Here is a 23583-nt window from a genome sequence, read left to right as displayed (position 1 = left end):
GGTCACCTGGCACTCGTCGTGGATCCATCGTGCGCGGGGCATGATGGACCCATGCTCGGACAAGAGGTTTTCCTGCTGGACGCCGTGCGCACGCCGTTCGGCAAGCTGCGCGGCGGACTGTCGCACGTGCGCACCGATGATCTGGCCGCTTGGCCGCTACGCGAGCTGATCGCCCGGCACCCTGGCCTGGACCCGGCGACGATCGAGGACGTCTACTACGGCAACACCAACGGGGCTGGCGAGGAGAACCGCAACGTCGGCCGGATGGCGGCGCTGCTGGCCGGGCTGCCCGTCAGCGTTCCCGGCGCGACCGTCAACCGGCTCTGCGCCTCGGGCTCCGAGGCGCTCCTGCAGGCGGCACGCGCGATCGCGGTCGGTGACGCACGGCTGGTCGTCGCCGGTGGGGTCGAGGGCATGAGCCGGGCGCCCTACGTGCTGCCCAAGCCCGAGGAGGCGCTGCCCCGGCGGATGGAGCTGCACCAGACCACCGTCGGCTGGCGGATGGCCAACCCGTCGTTCCCGGACGAATGGACCATGTCGCTCGGCGCGAGCGCGGAGGCGGTCGCCACCGCCCGAGGAATCGGGCGCGAGCAGATGGACAGGTATGCCGTTGGCTCGCACCACCTCGTCCACGCGGCCTACGAGAAGGGCTTGCACGACGGCTTCGTGCTGCCGCTGGAGGGCGTCGAGCGGGACGAGTCGCTGCGCCCGGACGCGTCGAAGCAGACGTTGGGGGCGCTGCGGCCCGCGTTTTCCAAGGAGGGGACCGTGACTGCGGGCAACTCCTCACCAGTCAACGACGGTGCCCTCGCGGCGCTGGTGGGGACGGCGGAGGTGGCCCAGGAGCTGGGGGTCGAGCCGATCGCCCGCATCGTCGCCTCACGCACCGTGGCCGTCTCGCCGGAGCTCTTCGCCGTCGCTCCGGTGCCGGCGATCCGTCAGCTGCTGGAGCGGACAGGCAGGAGCTTTGCCGACGTCGACCTGTGGGAGATCAACGAGGCCTTCGCCGCGATGGTCCTATCGACCCTGCACGACCTGCCCGAGCTGGACCGGGACAAGGTCAACGTCAACGGCGGGGCGATCGCGATCGGCCACCCGCTCGGCGCGAGCGCCCCCCGCGTGGTTGTCGACCTGGCCCGGGAGTTGAGGCGGCGAGGCGGCGGACTCGGCGTCGCGGCGGCGTGCATCGGCGTCGGCCAGGGCACCGCCGTCATGGTGCAGGTGAGTCCGTAGCACGGTGCTGTCCGTCGGTGGGCAGCGTCAGCTGCGACCGCCAGCGGCCCGGGCACGGCCGTCCACGTCACTGGGAAGCCTCCAGCTCCGCACACCTGGCGAGAGCCTTTCAGGTCCCGCAGAAGGTGCGGTAGGAACCGAAGCCCTCGGGGGCCGCGGCGGCGTAGCGTTCCCGGCCCGGATGCTCGTGGAAAGGGTCGGTCACCGCGTCCAGGAGCGCCTCGAACGGGTCGAGATGCCCGTCGGAAGCGGCGGCCAGGGCCTCCTCGACGAGGTGGTTGCGGGGTATGTAGACGGGGTTGACCCGCTCCATCAGGTCGGCGTCCGGATGCAGGGCGAGCCAACGCCGGAGCCAGGCGTCAAATCTCGGGAGCTGCAGGAACACGCCGCGTGATGCTTCCGCATCACCGCGAGCGGCCGGGCCCAGGCTGCGGAAGAACGACGTGTGGTCGACCTTGTCCTCCTGGAGCACCGCGAGCAGCTCGGCGACCAGGGGCGCGAAGACCTCATCCTCCAGGCTGTCCGGCACGCCCAGCTTGAGCTTCATGCCCCCCGACCATCTGGCGTGGTACTGCCCGGAGAACGTATCCACACACTCCGTGGCCAGGTCGACGGCCCGTTCCTCCTGTGGGTCGAGCAGGGGGAGCAACGCCTCGGCGAGCCGAGCGAGGTTCCACTGGGCGATGACCGGCTGGTTGCCGTAGGCATAGCGTCCACCGACGTCGATGGAGCTGTAGACCGTCGCCGGGTCGAACGCCTCCATGAAGGCGCACGGCCCGTAGTCGATGGTCTCTCCCGAGATGGTCATGTTGTCCGTGTTCATGACCCCGTGGATGAACCCCACGAGCATCCACCGGGCGACGAGCTCCGCCTGGGCCTCGACCACGGCCTGGAGCAGGCCGAGATACCGGTTCTCGGCCTGCGTGGCGCTGGCGTGGTGTCGGCTGATCGCGTGTTCTGCCAGACGGCGCAGCAGGTCGAGGTCACCCGTGGCCCGGGCGTACTGGAAACTACCTACACGCAGGTGGCTGCTAGCGACCCGGGTCAGCACTGCTCCGCGGAGCAGGGTCTCGCGGGGCACGGACCGTCCCGTGGCCACCACCGCCAGCGAACGGGTCGTGGGAATGCCCAGGGCGTGCATGGCCTCACTGACGACATACTCGCGCAGCATCGGCCCGACCGTGGCCCGGCCGTCACCGCCGCGGGCGAACGGCGTGCGCCCGGAGCCCTTCAGGTGCACATCCCGCTCGTGGCCCGTGGCGTCGACGACCTCACCGAGCAGCAGCGCCCGCCCGTCGCCGAGGCGAGGGGAGTAGCCGCCGAACTGGTGCCCGGCGTAGGCCTGCGCCACCGGGGTGCTGCCTGAAGGCAGGAGCTGGCCGGTCAGGAAGCGCACGCCCTCGGGGCCGCGCAGGCAGGAGGGATCGAGCCCCAGCTCAGTGCCGAGGGTCTCGTTGAGCACCAGAAGCCGGGGGTCGGGCAACTCCTCGGCCCGCCAGGCGACGGCCATCTCCGGGAACTCGCGGGCGAATCGATTCTCGAAGGAGACGGCCGCCGGTCGGGATGTCACGCTCACGCCCCGAGACTACGTCAGCGCAGCCGCACGGCTCTCGGCCTGGACGTCGTCGACCTTCACCTCGTCCACTGGCCGGTGCCGAGCAAGGGGCTGTCGAGACCTGGGGCGCCCTCGAGAACCTCTACGTCGAGGGTGCCGTCGGGGCGATCGGCGTCTCCAACTTCCTGCCCGACCACCTGGCGACGCTGCTGAGCAGGCCGAGGTGGTGCCGGTGGTGAACCAGATTGAGCTGCACCCGACGATCCAGCAGGTGGCGACGCAGGAGGCCACCCGGGCCGCCGGGATCGCGGTGGAGGCCTACTCGCCCGAGCGGATCAGGTCAAACATCGACCTGGTCAAACTATGTAGCTCTCGCTGGAATCTGCGGGCAGAACCACTTCCACCGGTTGGCCACCAACCGACCGCACCGCATCGAGGAGAGAGACGTAGTGGTCGCCCAACGTCGCTTTGCTGATGGAGAGGACGCGATGATCGGTCAGGTCGAGCCGGTGGGAGGCGGGCGACCCTTCCGCGTTCGTGCAGTACGACCACTTCACCAGCTCCGACCACGGAAGGAAGCAGGGGACAACCAGGGGGGTCAGCCCCGCCAGGGCCGCCTTTCCCTCCTCGACCCTCCGGCCGAGACCTCGAGTCGCGATGATGCCTGCAGGCAGGTGCATGCCGTCGTTGGTGAGGACGATGACGTCCCCAGAGGGTTCGGCGAGCGGCACACGGACGGGCCCGGTCTTGGCTGGCAGCGCGTCGAGGAGCCGTAGACCGGGCGGGTCACCGGGTTTCAGGACCGAGGGGTCCCCCGTGTCAGCAGATCGCCACAGCCGGAAGGCACCGAAGCCAACCGCAAGAACGAAGATGGCGTAGCCGACGATCAGTTTGGGGTCCGAGGCGGAGTCAAGAATATCCAGCATGGCCGCCACCGCAAACGAGGCCGCCAAGACTGCGAGTCCGAGGGCCATGCCTCGGATGATGAGGACGCTCCTGGCCAACTGCTTCGCGGTGAGAAAGGCGGGGGCGCTGTAATCGTCGGCCGGCACCTCACCAGACTAACTCGGGGAACTTCGGCGCACCCTTGCTGGGGACCATCCAGCCCTAGAACTCCGCGCTGGGACGCCAGGTGCCGAACTGATCCTGGAGCACGGCGACCACCTCACCCAGGGTCGCGTAGGCCTTGACCGCCTCGATCGTCGCGGGCATCACCGACCGGCCCTCACGCACATCGGTGCGCAGCGCCTCCAGGGCAGCGTCGACGGCGCTCTGGTCGCGGGTCTGGCGCAGCCGACGCACCGACTGCGCCTGGCCCTGCTCGGTCGCCGGGTCGATAGAGAAGACCTCCAACGGTTCGGTCCGAGCGGGGAAGCGGTTGACTCCGACCACGACCTTCTCTCCCGACTCGATCGCCTGGGAGAGCCGGTAGGCCGCTTCGGACAGGTCCCTCGCGAACCGGCCGGAGCTGATCCCCTCCAGCGCCCCGCCACGCTCCTCGATGTCCTCCATCAGCGACCAGATCGAGGCCTCGAGCTCGTCGGTCAGCGCCTCGACGGCATACGAGCCGGCGAGCGGGTCCAGGGTGGTGGTGAGCCCGGTCTCGAAAGCGACCACCTGCTGCGTGCGCAGGGCCAGGGTCGCGGCATGCTCGGTCGGGACGCCGAGCGCCTCGTCGTAGGCAGAGACGTGCATCGTCTGCACCCCCGCGAGCGCCGCGGTCGTCGCCTCGACGGAAGCGCGGATCACGTTGTTGAGCGGCTGCTGCGCGGTCAGGGTGGAGCCCGCAGTGAAGGCGAAGATCCGCAGCTGCTGGCTGCGTGGGTCCGTGGTGCCGTAGGTGTCTCGCATCAGCTTTGCCCACACGCGACGAGCGGCACGGAACTTTGCCACCTCCGGCAGCACGTCCTTGGTGATCGCCAAGAAGGTGAACAGCGTCGGCGCGACCTGGTCGATGTCGATGCCTCGCCGCACGCACTCGTCGAGGTAGGCGCGCGCGTTGGCGAAGGTGAAAGCGATTTCCTGCGTCGCCGACGATCCAGACTCGCGGATGTGGTAGCCGCTCATCGCCAGCGGCACCCAGCTCGGCGTCTCGCGGGCGACATACTCGATGCAGTCGACCGAGAGCCGCAGCGACGCTTCCGGCGGGAAGATCTGGGTCCCGCGGGCGATGAACTCCTTGAGCACGTCGTTCTGGATGAACATCCCGAACTCGTTGGGGTGCACGCCGCGCTTCTCAGCGAGCGCGACGAAGAGCGCCGCCCACAGATAGCCGATCGAGTTAGCGGTGGTCCGGACCTGCGACAGCTCCTCCAGGGGTATGCCCTCCATCAGCACCTCGATGTCGGCCAGCGAATCGATAGCCACCCCCACCCGGCCCACCTCGCCGAGCGCGCGTGGGTCGTCGGAGTCGATCCCCATCTGGCTCGGCAGGTCCATCGCTACCGAGAAGCCCGTGACCCCGGCGTCGAGCAGCGAGCGGAAGCGGGCGTTGGACTCCTTGGCGGTGCCGAAGCCGGCGTACTGCCCCATGATCCAGACCTTGGGCTCGGCGCTGACGCCGCGGGTGTAGGGGTACTCACCGGGGTGCTCTGCCTCTTCCGGGGCGTAGTCCACCCGCAACTGCGGGTCCTCCCAGCTCATGGCCGTCCCTCCTGCAGCTGGGCGCGTAGCTCCTTCTTGGAGATCTTGCCGGTGGAGTTGAGCGGAAACTCGGAGAGCACGTGGACGTCCTTGGGTTTCTTGTAGGAGGCCATCCGGCTCCCGCAGTGGGCGCGGACCTGGTCCTGCGTCACCTGGGTGCCGGCTCGTGGCGTGACGAACGCGACGACCCGCTGCCCCCAGTCGGCGTCCTGCACCCCGACCACCGCGACCTGCCCGACGTCCGACATCTCGGCGATGACCTCCTCGACCTCTCGGGGGTAGATGTTGTAGCCACCCGAGATGATCATGTCCCCCACGCGGTCGATGAGCCAGAGGTGACCTCGCTCGGAGAGCCGCCCGAGGTCACCGGTGTGCAGCCACCCGTCGACGACCGCCTTGGACAGGTCGGTGCGCTCGGCCGCGTTGTAGTAGCCGGCCATGACGTGGTCGCCACGGGTGATGACCTCACCGATCTCGCCCGGCGCGACCCGCTGGCCGTCCTCGTCGACGACCGCGAGCTCGACGCCGAGTGCGGGTCGCCCAGCGCTGGTCAGCAGGTCGGGCTCGTCGGTGAGTCCCCGCTCGTGGTCGGCGGCGTCCAGGACGGTGACCGGCGGGATCGCCTCGACCAGGCCGTAGTACTGCACCAGGTGGGGGGTGAGCTGGTCGTGCGCGCGGCGCATTTGCTCCGGTGGCATGGGAGCACCGGCGTAGCCGAGCATCTGCAGGTCAGCGAGGTCCTCGCGGGTCACCCCTGCGGACAGCAGTCGGGCGACCATGGTGGGCACCAGCGCGGTGTGGGTCGCGCCCTGCTGGCCGACCGACTCGAGGAAGGTCTGCGGGTCCCAGGAAGGCAGCACGATCTGCCGGGCGCCCGCGACGAGGAAGGGCAGGATGAACAACCCGGAGGTGTGCGTCACGGGGCCGGCGTGGACGTAGCAGTCGTCAGGGCCGGGAGGGCCACCCAGCACATCCTGGGTCATGTTGACGACGGAGGCGAACCAGTTGCGGTGGGTCCGCTGGGCGCCCTTGGGATGGCCGGTGGTGCCGGAGGAGTAGTGCAGCCCGCACAGGTCGTCGGGCGCGCGCACCGGCAGCGGGCCGACGGTCGCACCGGCGGCGAGCCCGTCGAGCGTGGTCTCGGGGCCCTCACCCACCACGACGACGTGCGGCACCTGCTCGCGGACGGAGCTGATGTCGTCGGCGAACTTTTCGTGGTAGATCAGTCCGCGGGCCCCGGAGTCGGTGGCGATCCGCTCCCAGTCGCTGCGGTGCAGCCGGTAGTTGAGGGCTACCCGCACCAGACCGGCCGCGCGGATGGCCAGGTCAGTCTCCACATACGTCGTGCTGTTGCTCTGCAGGTCCAGCACCCGGTCTCCGGGCTCGAGGCCGAGCGCGAGCAGGCCGCTGGCGATCCGGGTGACGCGGTCCGCGAGCTCGGCGAAGGTGCGCCGTTGCCCGGGCTCGCCCGAGCCGCCCTCCAGGGCTACCCGGTCGCCGAAGCGGTGGCCGGCGCGGGTGACGAGCGTGCCGATGTCCATGAGGTCAGTCTCCTGCAATCTGGTCGGGTATGTCGTGCTCGGGCTGCTCGAGCTGCGGCAGGGCGAGCGCAGCGTCCAGGATCCGGGCACCCTTTCCCTGGGCGAGGACCGTCACGGGGTTGAGGTCGAGCTCGGCACCGGCCGGGAGGGTCGCGGTGAGCTCGGCGACGGCCAGGACGGTGTCGACCAGAGCATCGTGATCAGCCGGCGCCTGGCCCCGGACACCAGCGAGAAGCTGGCTCAGGCGGGTCTCCTCGATCATCTCCTCGACGTCCGCCCGGTCGACGGGCAGGAGGCGCAGGGCGACGTCAGCGATCACCTCGGTGAGGATGCCTCCGACGCCGACGCTGACGATCCGACCCAGGGGGGTGTCGGCACTGCCCACCAGTGCCTCGACGCCGCCGGGCACCATCTCTTCGACCAGCACCTGCCCACCCAGCGCGGCCAGCCGGTCGAAAACCTCGGCCGCGTCCTCGACGGTCACATTCAGCACCACCCCGCCGGCATCGGACTTGTGCAGCAGACCGGGCACGACCGCCTTGGCGACAGCCCGCCCGCCGGCCTCGGCGACGGCGGTGACGGCATCGTCGCGATCGGTGGCGATCCGCCCCACCGGCACCGGAAGTCCCGCGGCGGCCAGGGCCGTCTTGAGCTCACGCTCATCCATCCCCGCCCCCACCCCACCGGACGGTCCGCCCTGCCCCCCCGGCCGGTCGCCCCCCCCACAGCGGACGGGCGGGCTTGCCACACCGGACGGGCCGTCGGGCCGCTGCCGCTTCCCGTGCTCCACCATCTGCGCCAGGGCGGCAAGCGCCCGGACGCCGCGCACCGGCGTCGTGAAGACCGGCAGACCAGCGGCCCGCATGGTCGCCGCGGCCTCGGGTGCCAGGTGGTCGGCGCCCGTGCGCACCACGATGACCGGCACTCCGCTCGCCGCACGAACCCGCGCCAGCGCCTCCACGACATCATCGACGTCTTTGCCGGCGAGCACGCAGAAGCACGCGACGATCGCGTCGACACCAGCGTCGCCGGCGATCGCGGTCAGCGCCTGGTCGAAGAGGTCTGGGTTGCTCATCACCGACGCGGTGACGTCGACCGGGTTGGCGGTCGCACCGTAGGCCGGCACGATCTCGTCTAGGGCGGCGAGCGTCTCGCTGGAAAGGGTCGCCAGCTGCAGGTGGCGGTCGTGCGCCTCGACCGCGTCGGCGGCCAGGATGCCGGAGCCACCCGACGTGGTGACGATGGCCACCGTCCGCACCGTCTTGCCCCGCACGCCCGGCACCAGGTCCATGACCTCACCGACGTCCAGGAGCTCCTCGATGTCGTCGACCCGCACCACCCCGGCACGGCGCAGCGCCGCGTCCACGACCTTGTCGCCGGCCGCCAGCGCACCCGTGTGCGAGGCAGCCGCCCGCGCACCGGCGTCGGAGCGGCCGGCCTTGAGCATCGCGACCGGGATCCCCCGGGCGGCCAGCGCAGCCAGCGAGTCCAACCCTCCGAGCGACTCCGCATACCCCAGGATCCCGGTGCAGCCAGGTTCCTCCGCGAGGGCGGCCATCACCTCGGTAGCGCCGATGTCTGCCTCGTTGCCGGTGTTGACTACCCAGCCGAGGCCGAGGCCGCGCTCGAACGCGAGGGAGACGGCGCCATAGCCGAGCGCGCCGCTCTGGCTGACGAAGCCGAGCCCGCCGGGCACCAGCTGCGTGCTCGCGCCGGAGAACAACGGCGAGAAGGAGCTGACCTGGCCGGTCGCGGTGCCGACGGTGCCGATGCAGTTGGGGCCGAGCACACGGACACCGAGCTCGTGCGCCGTGGCGACCAGCTCCTCCTGCAGCACCTGGCCAACCTCACCGGTCTCGGCGAAACCGCTGGAGCACACGATGACGACCGGCACTCCTGCGGCTGCCGCCTCGCGCACCGCCCCGATCACCTTGTCGGCAGCGACCATCACCATGGCGAGGTCGACCGGCTCGGGAACGGCGCCGATCGAGGGGTATGACGTGAGCCCGGCGACGGGGGCGCCGTCGGGTCGCACGGGGTAGATGCCGCCCGCGTAGCCGTAGCGCTGGAGGAACTGGATCGGCAACCGTCCGACGGCGCCGGGCCGGTCGCTGGCACCGACCACCGCGATGCCGCGGGCGTCCCAGAGGGGTCGCAGGCTGGGGCGTTCGCGCACGCCAGAGCTCACTTGCCCGGCCTCCATCGAGCGTGCCTGGTGCCGCCCTCGCCCTCACGCACCAACTGCAGCCGCGGCCTGGCCTCATCGCTGCGCCCCGCCTGCGGCTTGCGTCGGCCCGCGCGCCACGGCAGCGGCCAGACCGCGCCGGGCCCGTCATAGTCCTGCTCGACCGCGGCGTGGAGGGTCCACATCGGGTCGTAGAGGTGCGCACGGCCGATGGCGCACAGGTCGGCGCGCCCGGCCAGCACGATGGAGTTGACGTCGTCCCAGGAGGAGATGACGCCGACCGCGATGGTCGGGATCCCGACTCTGTTGCGGATCGCGTCGGAGAACGGGGTCTGGTAGGACCGCCCGAAGGCGGGCGTCTCCGCCGGCGTCACCTGGCCGGAGGAGACGTCGATCGCGGCCGCGCCGGCGTCCTTGAAGGCCGCCGCGATCTGCACGGCGTCCTCTACGTCGATGCCACCGTCCACCCAGTCGGTCGCCGAGATGCGCACGGTCATCGGGCGCTCCTGCGGCCAGACCGCCCGCATCGCGGCGAAGACCTCCAGGGGATAGCGCAGTCGTCCGGCCAGACCGGCACCGTCGCCGCCTCCGTATTCATCCGTTCGGTGGTTGGTCACCGGGGAGATGAAGGAGGAGAGCAGGTAACCGTGCGCGCAGTGCAGTTCAAGCACGTCGAAGCCGGCCTCCGCACCGCGGCGGGCGGAGTCCACGAAGTCCTGCGTGATCTGCTCCAGATCCTCCAGGGTCAGCTCGCGCGGCACCTGGTTGACCCCGTCCAGATAAGCCAGCGGCGAGGGCGCCACGACCTCCCAGTTGTCTTCCTCCAGCGGTTGGTCGATGCCCTCCCACATCAGCTTGGTCGAGCCCTTGCGCCCGGAGTGGCCGACCTGGATGCCGATCTTGGCGTCGCTGAGTTGATGCACCTCGTCGACGATGTGCTTCCAGGCCTCCGCCTGCTCGTCGGTCCAGATGCCGGTGCAGCCGGGCGTGATCCGTCCCTCGGGCGAGACGCAGACCATCTCGGTCATCACCAGCCCGGCCCCGCCCATGGCTTTTCCGCCCAGGTGCACCAGGTGGAAGTCCGTGGGCATGCCGTCGCCGTTGGCGACATACATGTCCATCGGCGAGACGACGACGCGGTTGTTGAGCTCGAGGTCACCGAGGCGGAACGGCTGGAACATCGGTGGCGTCTGGGGCTGGCTGCCGGGGGTGGCGGAGGCAAACCATTCATCGATCTGCTCCACGAACTCCGGGTCCCGGACGCGAAGGTTGTCATGGGTGACGCGACGGCTGCGCGTCATGATGTTGAAGGCGAACTCCTCGGGTGCCTGGTCGGTGTACTGCCCGAGGTTCTCAAACCACTCCAGCGAGGCCTGCGCCGCGCGCTGCGTCGACTCCACGACGGGCTTGCGCTCCGTCTCGTAGGCCGTGAGCGCGGCGTCGACGTCGTCGTGCTCGTGCAGGCAGGCGGCCAGCGCGAGGGCATCCTCCATCGCCAGCTTGGTGCCGGAGCCGATGGAAAAGTGGGCGGTATGGGCAGCGTCGCCGAGGATGACGACGTTGTCGTGCCGCCAGGTCTGGTTGCGGATGGTGGTGAAGGAGATCCAGCGCGAGTTGTTGGCCATCACCTCCTCGCCCTCGAAGATGTCAGCGCAGAGGTCGCGGATAAACGTGATGGACTCCTCGTCCGACTCTCCGGGGACCCACGCCCGGCCCTCGGCGTGGTCAAGTCCGGCCGCTCGCCATACGTCCTCGTGCATCTCCAGGATGAAGGTCGAGCCGGTCGCGTCGTAGGGGTAGCCGTGGACCTGCATCACGCCGTAGGGAGTCTTGAGGATGTAGAACTTGAAAGCCTCGAAGACCTTGGTCGTGCCCAGCCACATGTACTTGCACTGACGCACGTCGAGAGTGGGCTGGAAGGTGTCGGCGAAACGGCGACGGACGATCGAGTTGAGGCCGTCGGCGGCCAGCACTAGGTCGTAGTCCGCCGAGAGCTCCTCCACGTCAGGCGCGTCGGTGCGAAAGTGCATCACGACACCCACTTCGCGGCAGCGCTCCTGGAGGATCTCCAAGAGTCGCTTGCGGGTCATCGCGGCGAAGCCGTGCCCCCCGGAGGTGAAGACCTGACCGTCGAGGTGGACGTCGATGTCGTCCCACCGGGCAAACTCACGCTGCATCGACTCGAAGATCGCGGGGTCGGCGTGCTCGATGCCGCCGAGCGTCTCGTCGGAGAAGACGACGCCGAAGCCAAAGGTGTCGTCGGGGGCGTTGCGCTCCCACACCGTGATCTCGTGCGTAGGGTCTAGTGCCTTGGTGAGGGCGGCGAAGTAGAGCCCGCCCGGACCTCCGCCGATGATCGCGATGCGCATGCCGACTCCTTCGCCGTTGTGGTTGCCAGCCCGCTCAGACTATGTTGTCTTTCAGACGGTCGTCAAGAAGACGGAATGAGGATGACATGGGCGTCAAGGGTCGTTTCGAGGGCAAGGTCGTGGTCGTCACCGGCGGCGCGGGCGGGATTGGTCGCGCGGTGTGCGAGGGCTTTGCGGCACAGGGTGCGGCGCTGGCCGTGGTCGACGTGCAGGGCACCGGCGCGGTCGCTGGCGAGCTCGAGGCGGCGTATGGCGTGCGAGCGCGGGGATTCGAGCTCGACGTCAGCAACCAGTCGGCGGTGGTGGAAGTGATGGACGCCGTGGTGGCGCAGCTGGGCGGCCTCGACGTCCTCGTCACGCTGGCCGGCGGATCGCTGGGCACCCCCAAGAACCTGGAGGAGATCGAGCCCGAGCACGTCGACCTCGTGGTGGACGTCAACGTCAAGGGCACTTTCTACTGTGCCCAGGCGGCCCTGGCGCGGATGCCGCAGGACGGCACGGTGGTCACGGTCTCCTCGATCGGCGGTCGCCAGCCCTCCCCCGTCACCGGCGTTCCCTACGCCGCGTCCAAGGCCGCGGTCCTGGGCCTGACCCGGCGCCTGGCTCGCGAGGTCGGCGCTCGGGGGCAGCGCGTCAACGCGGTGGCACCCGGCCTCTTCCTCACCGGCCGGCTGCAGCAGATGTATGACGAGATGCCGGCGAGCGAGCGCGACGAGGTGCTGAGCGCCATACCTCTGGCCCGGTTCCCCGAGCTGCGGGAGATCGTCGACCCGGTCCTCTTCCTGGCCGGCCCCGAGTCGTCCTACATCACCGGCGTGGTGCTGGACGTCAACGGCGGGCGGTTCATGCCGTTGTAGGCGCTGCTCACGCAGGCCAACGGCTAGGAGCTCAGCAGGGCACGCACCTCGTCCGGCCATGCTGTCGCAGGGGAGGAAGTGCCGTCCTCCGGCACGTCGCCGGACCGGCCGCCGATGTTGACGCAGATCATCCGTCCCCGCGCGGCCGGACCCCGCGGCCCGACGACCTCGAAGGCATAGGTCAGCGACGAGCCACCGACTTTCTCCACCCACAGCGACGTGACTACCTCCTCCCGGAACCAGAGCCGGTCGAGGTAGTCCACCTCATACCGGACCCGCGGCACCGTGCCGAAGAGTTCGAGCAGCCCCAGATCTTCGTGCAGCACACTCTCGGCCGCCTCCACCCAACGGATCACGGCCGAGTGGTGATAGTGGCCGGCGGCGTCGGTGTCGATCCAGTCGACCACCCGCGCCGACGACACCGAGGTCACGATGCGCCAGCGGTGCTGGCCGAGTCCGGGTCGGTGCTCACGCCCGAGGTTTCTATCGCGTCCGAACGGAGCACGAAGCGCTGCACCTTGCCCGTCGAGGTGCGCGGCAGCGCGTCGATGAACTCGATCTGACGCGGATATTTGTAGGGCGCGATGACGTCCTTGACGTGGTCCTGAAGCCGCTTGCGCAGCAGCATCTCGCCCTCCTCGCCGAGCATCGACCGACCGCCGCGCGGCACCACATACGCCTTGACCACCTGACCCCGGTCCACGTCGGGTGCGGCCACGACGGCGCACTCCATGACGTCGTGATGGGAGATCAGCGCCTCCTCGACCTCGGTGCCGGAGATGTTGTAGCCAGAGCTGACGATCATGTCGTCAGAGCGCGCCTGATACCAGAAGTAGCCGTCCTCGTCGCGGATGAAAGTGTCGCCGGTGATATTCCAGCCGTCCTGGACATAGACGGTCTGTCGCTCGTCGGAGAGATAGCGGCAGCCCGTCGGACCCTTGACCGCGAGGCGACCCGCGACGCCGTCCGGCGCGTCCCGGCCCGCCTTGTCCACAACCTTGGCCCGGTATCCGGGCACCGGGCGGCCGGTCGAGCCGGGGCGGATGTCGTCGTCGGAGGAGCCGATAAAGATGTGCAGCATCTCCGTGGAGCCGATCCCGTCGATGAGCCGCAGCCCGGTCGCGTCCCGGAGCGCCTCCCAGGTCGACCGCGGCAGGTGCTCACCGGCCGAGACGGCGCGGCGCAATCCGCGCAGCGAGCTCGCCTTGCCCTTGGCCAGCATCGCCTTGTAGGCCGTGGGCGCGGTGAAGCAGACCGTCACCTGGTGCTCGGTGATGAGGTCGGCGAGTTGTTCGGGTGTGGCCTTCTCGACCATCAGCGTGGACGCCCCGACGCGCAGCGGGAAGATCACCAACCCGCCCAGCCCGAAGGTGAACGCGATCGGCGGGGTGCCGACGAAGACATCGTCCGCTTCCGGCTTGAGCACATAGCGCGAGAACGTGTCCGCGTTGGCCAGGATGTCGCGGTGGAAGTGCATGGTGGCCTTGGGCTTGCCGGTCGTGCCAGAGGTGAAGGCGAGCATCGAGACGTCGTCGGCGGCGGTCGGCACGTCGTCAAAGGTGGTCGGCTTGCTCTCCGCGAGCGCGACGATGTCGTCCAGCCCGTCGACATGACCCCCATAGGTCAGGGTGCGCAGCCCCGGTATCTGCGAGTCGAGGAGGTCGCCGGTGAAGCGGTGGTCGCAGATCGCCAGGTTGAAGTTGCCGATCTCGCAAATCGTCCGCAGCTCCTTTGGCCGCAGCATGGGCATGGTCGGCACGATGACCGCCCCCGCCTTGAGCGCAGCAAACCAGATCGCGACCAGCCAGGGATTGTTGGGGCCGCGCAGCAGCACCCGGTTGCCGGGCACCATGCCGAGGTCCTCGACGAAGACGTGCGCGATCCGGTTGGCGTGGTCTCGCAGGTCGGCATAGGTCCAGCGGGTGCCGTCCGGTGCGAGGATGCACGGCCGATCGCCACCGCCGCCGTTGATCACGTCGTCGAGCAACACCGTCCCGACGTTGAGCTGCGCGGGATACTGCACCTCCGGCACCTCGAAGAGAAACTCGGGCCAGAGCTCTCGAGGCGGCAGGTTGTCACGGCAGAAGGTATCGACGTGCGCGCTCGGGGAGAGCTCGGTGTCCAGCATGAAGGGACCTCTCGTCAGGGCACTCGTGGCGACGGTGCCGTGGTATCTCCCAGTATGTTAGTTCTGTGACGACAGTCAAGGGCGCGACATCACAAGGAAATGGCACCGACTCGGGTCTGCGGGCGCTGATCGTGACGATCTACGGGCTCTACGCCCGAGAGGTCGGGGGCTGGCTGAGTGTCGGCGCACTGATCCGGCTGATGGCCGAGCTCGGCGTCGACGAGCCCGCGGTGCGGTCCTCGATCTCGCGCCTCAAGCGACGCGGCATCCTGGAGGCGGAGCGCGTCGACGGGCGGGCCGGCTACTCCCTGTCAGCCAACGCTCGGGAGATTCTCGACGAAGGCGACCGCCGCATCTTCGGCCGCCGGCGCGGCACCGTCGACGAGGGCTGGGTCCTAGCGGTCTTCAGCGTCCCCGAGGCCGAGCGGCGTCGACGTCATACCCTGCGCTCCCGGCTCTCGTGGCTCGGCTTCGGTTCGGTCGGCCCCGGCGTCTGGATCGCCCCCGCCCACCTCTACGACGAGGCCCGCGACGTCCTGCACCGGGAGGAGCTCTCGGGGTATGTCGATCTTTTCGAAGCGCGCTACCTCGGCTTCTCGGCAGCCTCGGAGGAGGTGGGCACGTGGTGGGACCTGGACAGCCTCGACGAGCTCTACCAGCAGTTCTGTGCGGAGTTCTCGCCGATGCTGGCGAAGTGGCGCTCACGCCGCAGCAGGGACGAGCCCGGTATGGCGTTCGCCGACTACATCCGAGTCCTCACCTCGTGGCGCCGATTGCCCTACCTGGACCCGGGCCTGGCCCCCGAGCTGCTCCCGCGGGAGTGGTCCGGGACGACGGCCGCCGATCTCTTCTTCGCCCTGCGCCGCCGTCTCGACGTCCCGTCACACCGGTTCGTCGACGACGTGCGCTGAGCACCGCGACCGTCCGGAGTGGCAAGGGCGACCGTCCGGTCTAGATGCCGAGGAGTTCCTCTGCCCGTAGGCGGTTGCGGCGGAACTCCTCGACGGGGACGTCCCACTGGACGGTGCCCTTCTGCATGACGACCACGTGGTCGGCGACGGACAGGGCCAGGCGCAGGTTTTGCTCGACAATCAGCACTGACATCCCGTGACCGCAGACCTCGTGGATGACGTCGGCAACCTGGTTGACGATCGAGGGGGCGAGACCGTCGGACGGCTCGTCCAGGAGCAGGATCGTGGGGTTGGTCAGCAGGGAGCGGGCGATCGCCAGCATCTGTTGCTCGCCGCCGGAGAGCTGGTCGCCGCGGTTGCGCAGCCGTTCACCGAGTCTGGGCAGGAGCTCGATGACGCGGTCCTGGGTCCAGGAGCCGCTGCGACCGGACCGGTCGGCGATCTCCAGGTGCTCAGCGACCGTCAGTGGCGCGAACACCCGTCGGCCCTGGGGCACCAGACCCACACCGAGCCGCGCGATCCGGTCCGGCCGCGCGCCGGCCACCTCCTGCCCCGCGATCATGACGGAGCCGGCCATCGGTCTGATCAGGCCCATGATGGTGCTGACCAGGGTGGTCTTGCCGACTCCGTTGCGGCCGAGCAGCGCGAGGACGCCGCCTTCGGGGATAGCGATGTCCACCCCGTGCAGCACCCGAGAGCCGGCATAGCCCGAGACCAAGCCATGGGTGGACAACACCGGCGTGTGGGAATGCGGCGGCGGCGAAGACTGCGGCGACTGGGACGTCATACGTGGCCGTCCTGCAGGAAAAGGTCTGACGTGTCCTCATCGCCGAGGTAGGCCTGCTGGACCGCGTCGCTGGAGCGCACCTGCGCCGGGTCGCCGGTCAGCAGGTGTCGACCCAGCTGCATGACGGTGACCTGGTCCGCGACGCCGAAGACCAGGTCGAGATCGTGCTCGACGAGCAGGACGGTCACCTCGGCCGGCAGCCCCAGCACGATCTCCTGGAAGGCCTGCGTGTCCGCGGGCGACATGCCCGCGGCCGGCTCGTCCAGAAGCAGGACCGACGGCGAGGTAGCCAGCGCGACCGCCACCTCGAGCTGACGGCGCTCTCCGTGCGAGAGGGCGCCAGCGACCTGCGCGGCACGGTGGTGCAGGAAGAACTGCTCGAGCACGGCGTCCGCCTCCGCCACCAGCGCGCGGCGCCGCGTGATCGCCCCCCAGGGACGTCCCTGGATCCCGTGCTTGCGCTGGAGGGCGAGCAGGACGTTTTCGCGGGCGGACGCGGTCAGGAAGAGCGAGGAGTGTTGGAAGGTGCGCACCAGGCCCCGTCGGGCGCGCGCGTGCTCCGCCAGGGAGGTGACATCCTCGCCGTGCAGCCACACTTTGCCGGAGGTGGCGCGGAGCGCCCCCGCGACGAGGGCAAAGAGGGTGGACTTGCCGGCGCCGTTGGGACCGATCACCGCGTGGCGGCTCCCTGGCCGGACCTCAAAGCTCACGTCGTCCACGGCCTTGAGGCTGCCGAAATGACGACTGAGCCCCTCGACCCGCAACGCGGCCGCGACGGGGTCCGAGGACGCGACGGGGTGCGCGGGCGCTGGGGACTGCTGCTGCGCATCCTGGCGCAGCTGCCGCTGCGGCTCTGGCTCGCTCATGCGGGCGTCACCGCCTTCGCATCGTCGGCACGGTCCCGGGAGACAAGCCGTCGCCACTGGGCTCGACCACCCGCGATGCCCTTGGGCAGCAGGTAGACGGTGATGACGAAGAGGGCACCGAGCAGCAGTGGAGCGTGTCCGGAGAAGAGTTGGCCGAGGTAGTCCTTGGTAAACACGACGAGCAGCGCCCCCAGACACGCGCCCCACATCGATCCGACACCACCGACGATCACGGCCAGCAGCGCCAGTGCCGACACCTCGAAGCCGAGGTCACCCGGCGCCACGAAACGTTGCGAAGAGGTCCAGAGCGACCCGGCCAGCGCCGCCAGACCACCGGCCCAGACATAGGCCGCGAGCGCATAGGTGTCCGTCCGGTAGCCGACCGCGCGAAGCCGAGACTCGTTATCTCGCAAGCCGCGAAGCGTCAGCCCAAAGGGCGAGCGCATCAGCACCGCCACCGCCAGAAAGGCCACCACCGCGACGACGAGGACGTAGTAATAGATCAGACCCTCGTTGACTAATCCCGGCGAGCCGGGGACGGCCACGACCGGGGGTATGCCGCTGAGCCCGTCGGACCCGCCTGTCACCGAGTCGAGGCGGCCAGCTGCGGAGTAGCCGATCTCGCCGATCGCCAGGGTGATCATCAAAAAGGCCACGCCGCGCCCGCGGATCGCCAGCGGACCCGTCAGCAGCGCGGCCACCACGCCGGCGAGGGTCGCGACGACGAGCTGCACGATGCCCAGCTCGGACCAGTGGATGCCCACGAGCGCGCCGGCATAGGCACCGACCCCGAAGTAGGCCGCCTGCCCCAGCGTCGGCATGCCAGCCACCCCGGTGAGCAGGTTGACGCTCATCGCGAGCACCGCGAAGACCAGCGCCCGGGTAAACGTCATCACCGTGAAGGTGCCAAAGACCCACGGCACCAGCACCAGGAGCACCGCCACCGCAGCCACGAGCAGCCCGGTGCGCACCCTCGATGCCGTCATGTCCGCGCCGCCACGAACAGGCCCTGTGGGCGGAGGGCGAGCACGAGCAGCATCGCACCGAAAAGCAGAAACGGCGCGAATGTCGGCACCAACGCAACCCCCAAGGTCTGGACCTGACCGATCAGAATCGCGCCGAACAGTGCTCCGCGGACCGAGCCGAGCCCGCCGATGACGACGACGACCAGGGAAAGGACCAAGACCCGTTCGTCGATCCCTGGGCCCGGCGCGATGATCGGTGCGCCCAGGACCCCCCCGACCGCCGCGAGCGCCGCGCCGAAGCCGAATACCCCGAAGAGCACCTTTCGGGTGTCAACCCCCATCGCGCGGACCATGTCACGGTCGGCGACCGTGGCCCGCACGAGAGCACCGATGGAGGTCCGCTCGAAGGCGAGGTAGACCAGGGCCGCGAGGCCGCCCGCGACCCCGATGAAGACGAGTCGGTAGAGCGGGTAGGAGTTGCCCAGGATCGAGATCGAGTGCGCCAGCGCCGTCGGAGGGGCGGTCGGGAGGACCTCCGCACCGAACACCATCGTCATCAGTTCACCCGCTATCAGCATGATGCCAAGGGTGAGCGCAGCTTGATCCAGATGGCCTCGCCCCTGGAGCGGGGCCACGGCCGCCGCCAACAGGCCGCCACCGAGCAGGCCGACCACCAGCCCCACCACGAGGGCGAGGAGCATCCCGAGCCAACTGCCGTCCGAGAGGGCATAGGCCGTATAGGCACCGGCGAGGTAGAGCGTCCCGTGCGCAAGGTTGAGCACGTCCATCATCCCGAAGACGAGGGAAAGTCCCACCGCCAACGTGAAGAGCAGCAATCCGTAGGCGACCCCGTCCAGCATGCTGACGAAGTGCGCGTCGAGCCACCCGATCATGAGGCCCGGTCAGGGTGCGTCATCGGTCGCCTCAGTTGTCGCCGAGCTTGCCGAGCTCCTGGATGACGACGTTAGCCAGCTTGCCGTCGACGTCCTTGACCTCGCGGAGATACCACATCTGCACGGGGGTGCCCATGTCGGACCAGGTCCACGTGCCGCGCGGCGACTCGATCTCCGTGATCTTGCCGATGGCGGTGTTGATGGCCTCCGGGTCAGCCTTGCCGCCGGCCTCCTTGATCGCCAGGTCGAGCACCTTGGCCGCGTCATAGGAGGCCATCGCGTAGGTCGTCGGAGTGCGGTCGGTCTTGGCCTGGTAGGCCTCGACGAAGGCTTTGTTGAGCTCGTTGTCGAGGTCGTAGTTGTAGTTCATCGAGGTGAAGGTGCCCTCGGCCGCAGGTCCCTGGCCGTTGAGGACGCCGCCCTCGGTCAGGAAGCCGGCGCTGTAGTGAGCGATCTCGCCCTTGAGCCCGAACTGGTCGTACTGCTTGACAAACTCCACCGCGGCGCCGCCAGCGTAGAAGGAGAACAGGGCCTTGGCGCCCGAAGACTTGGCGTTGGCCAGGAAAGGCTGGTAGTTGCTCGTCGCCGGGAACGGCGTGTAGACCTCATCGACGATCTCGCCGCCAGCGGGCTCGAACGTCTTCTTGAAGCCCTCGACCTCGTCCTTGCCGGCCTGGTAGTCGGCCGCGAGGAAGTAGACACCGCCGTCGACGTTCTCGGCGACATACTTGCCCAGCGCCTCTCCTGGCTCGTCATTGACGTAGGAGGTGCGCCAGATGTAGGTCGCGTCGGTCAGGGTCGTCGGGGAGGCGTTGGAGCCGACCAGCGGGATCTTGCTCGTCTCGAAGAGGTCGGCGACGCCGTTCATCACGGCCGAGCTGACCACGCCGGTGACGACGGTGACCTTGTCCTGCTTGACGAGCTTGTCCGCGGCGGCCTTGCCGGAGTCTGCCGTCTCCCCCTCGTCGGCGAGCACCACCTCGACGTCAGCCCCGCCCAGCTTGTTGTCGTGCTCCTCCAGGTAGACCTGGAAGCCGGCCAGCATGTCGTCGCCCAGAGACTTGTACACCCCGGACTGCGGGACCAGGACGCCGATCTTGATGGGTCCGTCGGACGTCGTCTCGTCTCCCCCAAGAGTGCCTCCGCCACACCCGCTCAGGACGAGGGCGCCGGTGGCGGCGAGAGCGAGCAGGTATGTCGAGCGAGAGTTCATCGCAAGGGCCTTCCTGGGGTCCACGGGCGCGGCATCGCGCCGCCTTCGTCCGAAACCTTATGCCGTTTCTGTGTCGCCCGTCTACAACACGACACAGAGGGTGACCCAATCGTGACGTCCAGGGCCGCGGTGGGCGACGGGCCGACCACGAGAGCGTCGGCGGTAGCGATGGCAGCGACGGTTGTCACCACGTATCCTGTAAAAATGTCCAGCATCAACGCAGGCGATATGCGCCGGGCCGGCGAGCGCCGGGAAGCGGTGCTGCGCGAGGTGGAGGGCGCTCCTGACCGTGTCGGGGTGGGGGTCGCGGAGCTGGCTGCCTCGCTCGAGCTCCATCCCAACACGGTGCGCTTCCACCTGGCGCGTCTCCTCGCCGACGGCGAGGTCACCCAGACGACCGAGCCGCCGACCGGGCCCGGACGCCCCCGCATCTCCTATCTGCGTTCAGCACCCGTGCGAGAACGTAACTATGGCGTGCTCGCACGGATGCTGGCCGGCGTCGTGGCTACCGGCGTGCCGGATCCCGGCGCGAGCGCGCGGGTGGCAGGCGTCGCCTGGGGGCGGCTGGAGATGGCAGAGCCGCAGAGGCGCGATGGCCCCGTGCGCGACAACGACAAAGACAACGACTGCGACCAGCCGGTCGCGGAGTTGCTGACCTTGCTGACCGACGTCGGCTTCCAGCCTGAGCTGGTCCAGAGCGGGAGTCCTGGAGCGCCGCAGGAGATCTGGATGCAGCACTGCCCCTTCTACGAGGCCGCCCGCGAGCACCGCGACGTCGTCTGCGCACTGCACCTGGGACTGATGGAAGGGGCCTTGCTCGCCCGCGACTCCCCCGTCGGCGTGCAACGGCTCGACCCGTTCGTTCGACCGCGACGCTGCATAGCGCACCTCACGGCCGACCAGCGCTAACGAGCGCTAGGGGACCTGCGGCGCCACCGCGGCGACCAGGACGGTGTCGACGTGGTAGGCCCCGATTTTGGCCGCTCCCCCGGGGGAGTCGATGGGCTCGTCCCGGCCGGGGAGAGTCTGGAAGAAGAAGTCCGCGTTGTCCTTGAGGTAGGGCTCGAACTCCTCGGGCAGGTCGTCCTCGTAGTAGATCGCCTCCACGGGGCACACCGGCTCGCAGGCACCGCAGTCCACGCACTCATCGGGGTGGATGTATAGCGATCGCTCGCCCTCGTAGATGCAGTCGACCGGACACTCCTCGACGCACGAGCGGTCCATCACATCGACGCACGGCTGGGCGATCACGTAGGTCATGGTGCTGATCTCCTGGGAAGGGTTGGCGTCCGGACTCTTGTTAGTTTTCACTATAAATGCTGTAATAACAAGGGCCGACACTCCCATCTCTCGCCCGCCACTCGGGTGACCGGCCCAGAGGACACCATGGACACCCCCTCCGACGCGATCTACGCAGACTTCACCTCCCCGCTCGCCCTGCTGGCCAGTCAGCGCCTGGACCGCCTCGGTGCCGCGGGGCTGCCCGCACCGGACTGGCGCGCAGTCAGTTTCCGCCCGACGATGCCGGAGATCGGCATACCCCTGGACAGCAGAGCCGTGGCCAACCGGCAGGAGGAGTTGGACCGGCTCCGGGACCACCTGCTGCCCGGTGAGGTGCTGCCGGAGCAGGCTCCGCGCCTGCTGCCGCACCCTGGCTCAGCGACGGCCGTGTATGCCGAGGCCTACCTGGCCGGGGTCGCCGACGAAGTGCGGGGCCTGCTGCTGCGGGCCTACTGGATGGAGGGCCAGGACATCGGCCAGCCGGAGGTGCTGCGCCGTCTCGTGCCGCCCGCCTTCGCCAAGGGTCGGCGCACCTTCGACCCGATCCAGGACTGGGGGTATGCCGTCTCCCCCCAGCGCTCACCCGTCACGACCGGCGCCTACCGGCTGGTCCACCGCTGGCAGCAGGAATGGCTTGCGCTCGGCACGCCTGTCGGGCTTACCCTCGACGGTCCTTCCGGCAGTCCCACGGGAGTTGCCGCGCTGAGCTCTCTGGATGCCCTGGCCGCGGTGACCTCCTGATGAGCAGTCCGGCAGACGCCTCTCCCCGAGAGAGCCTCTCTGTCTGGGCCGACTCGTGGGAGGAGGTCTCCTACCGGGTGATCGCCGCCCACAGCGCCACGCCCGTCGTCCGCGACCTCGTGCTGGCGCCGGCCGCGGCGAGCCTGCAGCACGTCGCGGGACAGTACCTCCTGCTCAGCGACGTCGACCACCGGCTGCCCGAGCGCTCCTACTCCATCGCCAACGCACCGCGGCAAGACCGGTGGTTGCGTCTACTGATCACCCGTTACGGGGCGGGCCGGACCAGCACGTGGGCGCACGACGACCTGCGGCCCGGCGACGAGGTCGCGGTCAGCGGCCCGTTCGGCACCTTCACCCTCTCGGACGCGCACGACGGTCCGGTCCTCCTGCTGGCCGCCGGGTCGGGCTTAGCGCCGCTGGCGGCGCTGGCCCAGGAGCTGCTGACCGGCAGCCGGCCGGTCACCCTGATCTTCTCCGGGCGGACCCGGGCGGACGTCATCGACCGGGCGCGCTACCTGCGGCTGGCCAGTCAGCACGCCCGCTTCGACTACCGCTACCTCCTGACCCGGCCCCGTGGCGAGCCGCGTGCGCCACGACTGCCCGAATGCCTCGCGAGCCTCCTGCCGGAGCCGGACCTGTCGGGATGGGAAGTCTTCACCGCAGGCCCCGGGGACTTCGTCTCGGATGCCTCCCGGGCCGCGCTCGACCTGGGCGCAGCTCGGGCGGCCGTGCACGGCGAGGAGTTCTTCGCCGACCCCACGCCCTGGGGCACGGCCGCGCCGGAGCCGACGGAGCGTGCCCGATGAGCCGGGTCTACACCCGACTGGGGGACGATGGCAGCACCGGGCTGCTGTTCGGCGGACGGGTCTCCAAGGCCGATGACCTCGTCGCGGTCGTCGGCACCCTCGATGAGGCGGTGGCAGCGCTCGGCCTGGCCCGGGCCAGCCTGTCGCACCGGCAGTTGCGTGAGCAGATCCTGCGCGTGCAGCGGGAGCTCTTCGTGGTGGGCGCCGACATCGCCAGCAACCCGCGGGCCCGCGATCAGCTGGTCGCCGGTGTCTCGCTGGTGACCAGCGGCATGGTCGCCGACATCGAGGCCCTCATCGACACCTTGGTCGCCGAGCAACCGCTCCGACCGGTCTTCGTGGTGCCGGGCGAGAGCCTCGGCTCAGCGGCCATCGACCTGGGGCGCACCATCGTGCGACGCGCCGAGCGCCAACTCGTCGGATGCCGTGGTCCGGGGGCCGGACCGGATCCCCTGACCGGGACGGCAGAGGGCGCCGATGCCCACCGCTGGCCGTTGGTCTACCTCAACAGGGTCTCCGACCTGCTCTATGTGCTGGCACGGCAGGCCAACGACGGCCTGGACGAGCCACCCAGTCACCACCTGGCGACCGGCTAGGGCGCACCCAGCC

21 protein-coding genes and 1 pseudogene are annotated in these 23583 nt (G+C 69.4%); 8 read left to right on the top strand and 14 right to left on the bottom strand.

Going from position 1 to position 23583, the window contains the following annotated elements; genetic code table 11:
• Positions 1-51 precede the first annotated feature (51 nt).
• A complete protein-coding gene (locus Q4P07_RS07800; RefSeq protein WP_303374344.1) occupies positions 52-1233 on the top strand; it encodes a thiolase family protein in 1182 nt (393 codons plus the stop codon).
• A 109-nt stretch (positions 1234-1342) separates the two neighbouring features.
• On the opposite strand, the gene Q4P07_RS07795 is transcribed toward Q4P07_RS07800, so the two are convergent.
• A complete protein-coding gene (locus Q4P07_RS07795) occupies positions 1343-2809 on the bottom strand; it encodes a YdiU family protein (RefSeq protein WP_303374343.1) in 1467 nt (488 codons plus the stop codon).
• Positions 2810-2824: 15 nt separating this feature from the next.
• Here Q4P07_RS07795 and Q4P07_RS07790 point away from each other — a divergent pair.
• Positions 2825-3116 (top strand): annotated as a pseudogene (locus Q4P07_RS07790) (aldo/keto reductase); the annotation flags it as partial.
• 28 nt (positions 3117-3144) lie between these two features.
• Here Q4P07_RS07790 and Q4P07_RS07785 read toward each other — a convergent pair.
• Genes Q4P07_RS07785 through Q4P07_RS07765 form a run of 5 tightly spaced genes read right to left on the bottom strand, consistent with a single transcriptional unit; the run spans position 3145 to position 11526 of the window.
• Positions 3145-3840 (bottom strand): hypothetical protein, encoded by a 696-nt coding sequence (locus tag Q4P07_RS07785; RefSeq protein WP_303374342.1) that lies wholly within the window; start codon positions 3838-3840, stop codon positions 3145-3147.
• A gap of 55 nt (positions 3841-3895) precedes the next feature.
• Positions 3896-5431 carry a methylmalonyl-CoA mutase gene (locus Q4P07_RS07780; RefSeq protein WP_303374341.1) on the bottom strand — a complete coding sequence of 512 codons (1536 nt, stop codon included), beginning with the start codon at positions 5429-5431 and terminating at the stop codon, positions 3896-3898.
• Positions 5428-6972 (bottom strand): AMP-binding protein, encoded by a 1545-nt coding sequence (locus tag Q4P07_RS07775; protein ID WP_303374340.1) that lies wholly within the window; start codon positions 6970-6972, stop codon positions 5428-5430. Before Q4P07_RS07775 ends, Q4P07_RS07780 begins: the two co-directional genes overlap by 4 nt.
• A 4-nt stretch (positions 6973-6976) precedes the next feature.
• On the bottom strand, positions 6977-9175 hold the full coding sequence (locus tag Q4P07_RS07770) for an acetate--CoA ligase family protein (RefSeq protein WP_303374339.1): 2199 nt from the start codon (positions 9173-9175) through the stop codon (positions 6977-6979).
• On the bottom strand, positions 9157-11526 hold the full coding sequence (locus Q4P07_RS07765) for a bifunctional salicylyl-CoA 5-hydroxylase/oxidoreductase (protein WP_303374338.1): 2370 nt from the start codon (positions 11524-11526) through the stop codon (positions 9157-9159). Before Q4P07_RS07765 ends, Q4P07_RS07770 begins: the two co-directional genes overlap by 19 nt.
• Before the next feature lie 86 nt (positions 11527-11612).
• Between Q4P07_RS07765 and Q4P07_RS07760 the strand changes: the two genes are divergently transcribed.
• Positions 11613-12383, top strand: coding sequence for an SDR family NAD(P)-dependent oxidoreductase (locus Q4P07_RS07760; RefSeq protein ID WP_303374337.1), 771 nt, complete (start codon positions 11613-11615; stop codon positions 12381-12383).
• 23 nt (positions 12384-12406) lie between these two features.
• Here Q4P07_RS07760 and Q4P07_RS07755 read toward each other — a convergent pair whose 3' ends face one another.
• Together Q4P07_RS07755 and Q4P07_RS07750 are read right to left on the bottom strand one after the other, a co-directional pair.
• Positions 12407-12805 (bottom strand): thioesterase family protein, encoded by a 399-nt coding sequence (locus tag Q4P07_RS07755; protein ID WP_303374336.1) that lies wholly within the window; start codon positions 12803-12805, stop codon positions 12407-12409.
• A 5-nt stretch (positions 12806-12810) separates the two neighbouring features.
• Positions 12811-14511, bottom strand: coding sequence for an AMP-binding protein (locus Q4P07_RS07750; RefSeq protein WP_303374335.1), 1701 nt, complete (start codon positions 14509-14511; stop codon positions 12811-12813).
• A 65-nt stretch (positions 14512-14576) separates the two neighbouring features.
• Here Q4P07_RS07750 and Q4P07_RS07745 point away from each other — a divergent pair, with 65 nt between their 5' ends.
• Entirely contained in the window at positions 14577-15422 is an 846-nt protein-coding gene (locus Q4P07_RS07745) for a PaaX family transcriptional regulator C-terminal domain-containing protein (protein WP_303374334.1), read from the top strand.
• 40 nt (positions 15423-15462) lie between these two features.
• Here Q4P07_RS07745 and Q4P07_RS07740 read toward each other — a convergent pair whose 3' ends face one another.
• Genes Q4P07_RS07740 through Q4P07_RS07720 form a run of 5 tightly spaced genes read right to left on the bottom strand, consistent with a single transcriptional unit; the run spans position 15463 to position 20146 of the window.
• Positions 15463-16209, bottom strand: coding sequence for an ABC transporter ATP-binding protein (locus Q4P07_RS07740; protein WP_303374333.1), 747 nt, complete (start codon positions 16207-16209; stop codon positions 15463-15465).
• The gene (locus Q4P07_RS07735; protein ID WP_303374332.1) at positions 16206-17075 is read right to left on the bottom strand and encodes an ABC transporter ATP-binding protein; all 870 of its coding nucleotides are present in this window, start codon (positions 17073-17075) and stop codon (positions 16206-16208) included. Before Q4P07_RS07735 ends, Q4P07_RS07740 begins: the two co-directional genes overlap by 4 nt.
• Complete coding sequence (locus tag Q4P07_RS07730; RefSeq protein WP_303374331.1) at positions 17072-18061, bottom strand: branched-chain amino acid ABC transporter permease; 990 nt, start codon at positions 18059-18061, stop codon at positions 17072-17074. Before Q4P07_RS07730 ends, Q4P07_RS07735 begins: the two co-directional genes overlap by 4 nt.
• On the bottom strand, positions 18058-18933 hold the full coding sequence (locus tag Q4P07_RS07725; protein WP_303374330.1) for a branched-chain amino acid ABC transporter permease: 876 nt from the start codon (positions 18931-18933) through the stop codon (positions 18058-18060). The genes Q4P07_RS07730 and Q4P07_RS07725 overlap by 4 nt, the downstream gene beginning before the upstream one ends.
• Positions 18934-18964: 31 nt before the next feature.
• Positions 18965-20146, bottom strand: a complete 1182-nt coding sequence (locus Q4P07_RS07720; protein WP_303374329.1) for an ABC transporter substrate-binding protein — start codon at positions 20144-20146, stop codon at positions 18965-18967.
• A gap of 204 nt (positions 20147-20350) precedes the next feature.
• On the opposite strand from Q4P07_RS07720, the gene Q4P07_RS07715 reads away from it, so the two are divergent.
• Positions 20351-21055: a metalloregulator ArsR/SmtB family transcription factor gene (locus tag Q4P07_RS07715; protein WP_303374328.1), complete on the top strand. Its 705-nt coding sequence runs from the start codon at positions 20351-20353 to the stop codon at positions 21053-21055.
• Positions 21056-21061: 6 nt separating this feature from the next.
• Here Q4P07_RS07715 and fdxA read toward each other — a convergent pair whose 3' ends face one another.
• A complete protein-coding gene (fdxA, locus tag Q4P07_RS07710; protein WP_303374345.1) occupies positions 21062-21406 on the bottom strand; it encodes a ferredoxin in 345 nt (114 codons plus the stop codon).
• 126 nt (positions 21407-21532) lie between these two features.
• Here fdxA and Q4P07_RS07705 point away from each other — a divergent pair, with 126 nt between their 5' ends.
• From Q4P07_RS07705 to Q4P07_RS07695, 3 genes are read left to right on the top strand one after another with little or no spacing between them, the layout of a single operon-like run.
• On the top strand, positions 21533-22168 hold the full coding sequence (locus Q4P07_RS07705) for a hypothetical protein (protein ID WP_303374327.1): 636 nt from the start codon (positions 21533-21535) through the stop codon (positions 22166-22168).
• Entirely contained in the window at positions 22168-22974 is an 807-nt protein-coding gene (locus Q4P07_RS07700) for a ferredoxin--NADP reductase (RefSeq protein ID WP_303374326.1), read from the top strand. The genes Q4P07_RS07705 and Q4P07_RS07700 overlap by 1 nt, the downstream gene beginning before the upstream one ends.
• Positions 22971-23570, top strand: coding sequence for a cob(I)yrinic acid a,c-diamide adenosyltransferase (locus tag Q4P07_RS07695; protein WP_303374325.1), 600 nt, complete (start codon positions 22971-22973; stop codon positions 23568-23570). The genes Q4P07_RS07700 and Q4P07_RS07695 overlap by 4 nt, the downstream gene beginning before the upstream one ends.
• The last annotated feature ends 13 nt before the right edge of the window (positions 23571-23583 follow it).

The sequence above is a fragment of the Ornithinimicrobium sp. genome (assembly GCF_030537745.1).
Classification (GTDB): Bacteria; Actinomycetota; Actinomycetes; order Actinomycetales; family Dermatophilaceae; genus Ornithinicoccus.
The sequence above is the reverse complement of the archived record's forward strand: the minus strand, read 5'-3'. Positions and strand labels throughout refer to the sequence as shown.

Bases quoted from the DNA above. Each gene is read 5' to 3' on its own strand.
- Q4P07_RS07720 (WP_303374329.1), bottom strand. From the start codon at position 20,146: ATGAACTCTCGCTCGACATACCTGCTCGCTCTCGCCGCCACCGGCGCC.
- Q4P07_RS07715 (WP_303374328.1), top strand. From the start codon at position 20,351: ATGTCCAGCATCAACGCAGGCGATATGCGCCGGGCCGGCGAGCGCCGG.
- Q4P07_RS07730 (WP_303374331.1), bottom strand. From the start codon at position 18,061: ATGACGGCATCGAGGGTGCGCACCGGGCTGCTCGTGGCTGCGGTGGCG.
- Q4P07_RS07780 (WP_303374341.1), bottom strand. From the start codon at position 5,431: ATGAGCTGGGAGGACCCGCAGTTGCGGGTGGACTACGCCCCGGAAGAG.
- Q4P07_RS07775 (WP_303374340.1), bottom strand. From the start codon at position 6,972: ATGGACATCGGCACGCTCGTCACCCGCGCCGGCCACCGCTTCGGCGAC.
- Q4P07_RS07695 (WP_303374325.1), top strand. From the start codon at position 22,971: ATGAGCCGGGTCTACACCCGACTGGGGGACGATGGCAGCACCGGGCTG.
- Q4P07_RS07740 (WP_303374333.1), bottom strand. From the start codon at position 16,209: ATGACGTCCCAGTCGCCGCAGTCTTCGCCGCCGCCGCATTCCCACACG.
- Q4P07_RS07760 (WP_303374337.1), top strand. From the start codon at position 11,613: ATGGGCGTCAAGGGTCGTTTCGAGGGCAAGGTCGTGGTCGTCACCGGC.
- Q4P07_RS07765 (WP_303374338.1), bottom strand. From the start codon at position 11,526: ATGCGCATCGCGATCATCGGCGGAGGTCCGGGCGGGCTCTACTTCGCC.
- Q4P07_RS07770 (WP_303374339.1), bottom strand. From the start codon at position 9,175: ATGGAGGCCGGGCAAGTGAGCTCTGGCGTGCGCGAACGCCCCAGCCTG.
- Q4P07_RS07735 (WP_303374332.1), bottom strand. From the start codon at position 17,075: ATGAGCGAGCCAGAGCCGCAGCGGCAGCTGCGCCAGGATGCGCAGCAG.
- fdxA (WP_303374345.1), bottom strand. From the start codon at position 21,406: ATGACCTACGTGATCGCCCAGCCGTGCGTCGATGTGATGGACCGCTCG.
- Q4P07_RS07725 (WP_303374330.1), bottom strand. From the start codon at position 18,933: ATGATCGGGTGGCTCGACGCGCACTTCGTCAGCATGCTGGACGGGGTC.
- Q4P07_RS07750 (WP_303374335.1), bottom strand. From the start codon at position 14,511: ATGCTGGACACCGAGCTCTCCCCGAGCGCGCACGTCGATACCTTCTGC.
- Q4P07_RS07705 (WP_303374327.1), top strand. From the start codon at position 21,533: ATGGACACCCCCTCCGACGCGATCTACGCAGACTTCACCTCCCCGCTC.
- Q4P07_RS07800 (WP_303374344.1), top strand. From the start codon at position 52: ATGCTCGGACAAGAGGTTTTCCTGCTGGACGCCGTGCGCACGCCGTTC.
- Q4P07_RS07700 (WP_303374326.1), top strand. From the start codon at position 22,168: ATGAGCAGTCCGGCAGACGCCTCTCCCCGAGAGAGCCTCTCTGTCTGG.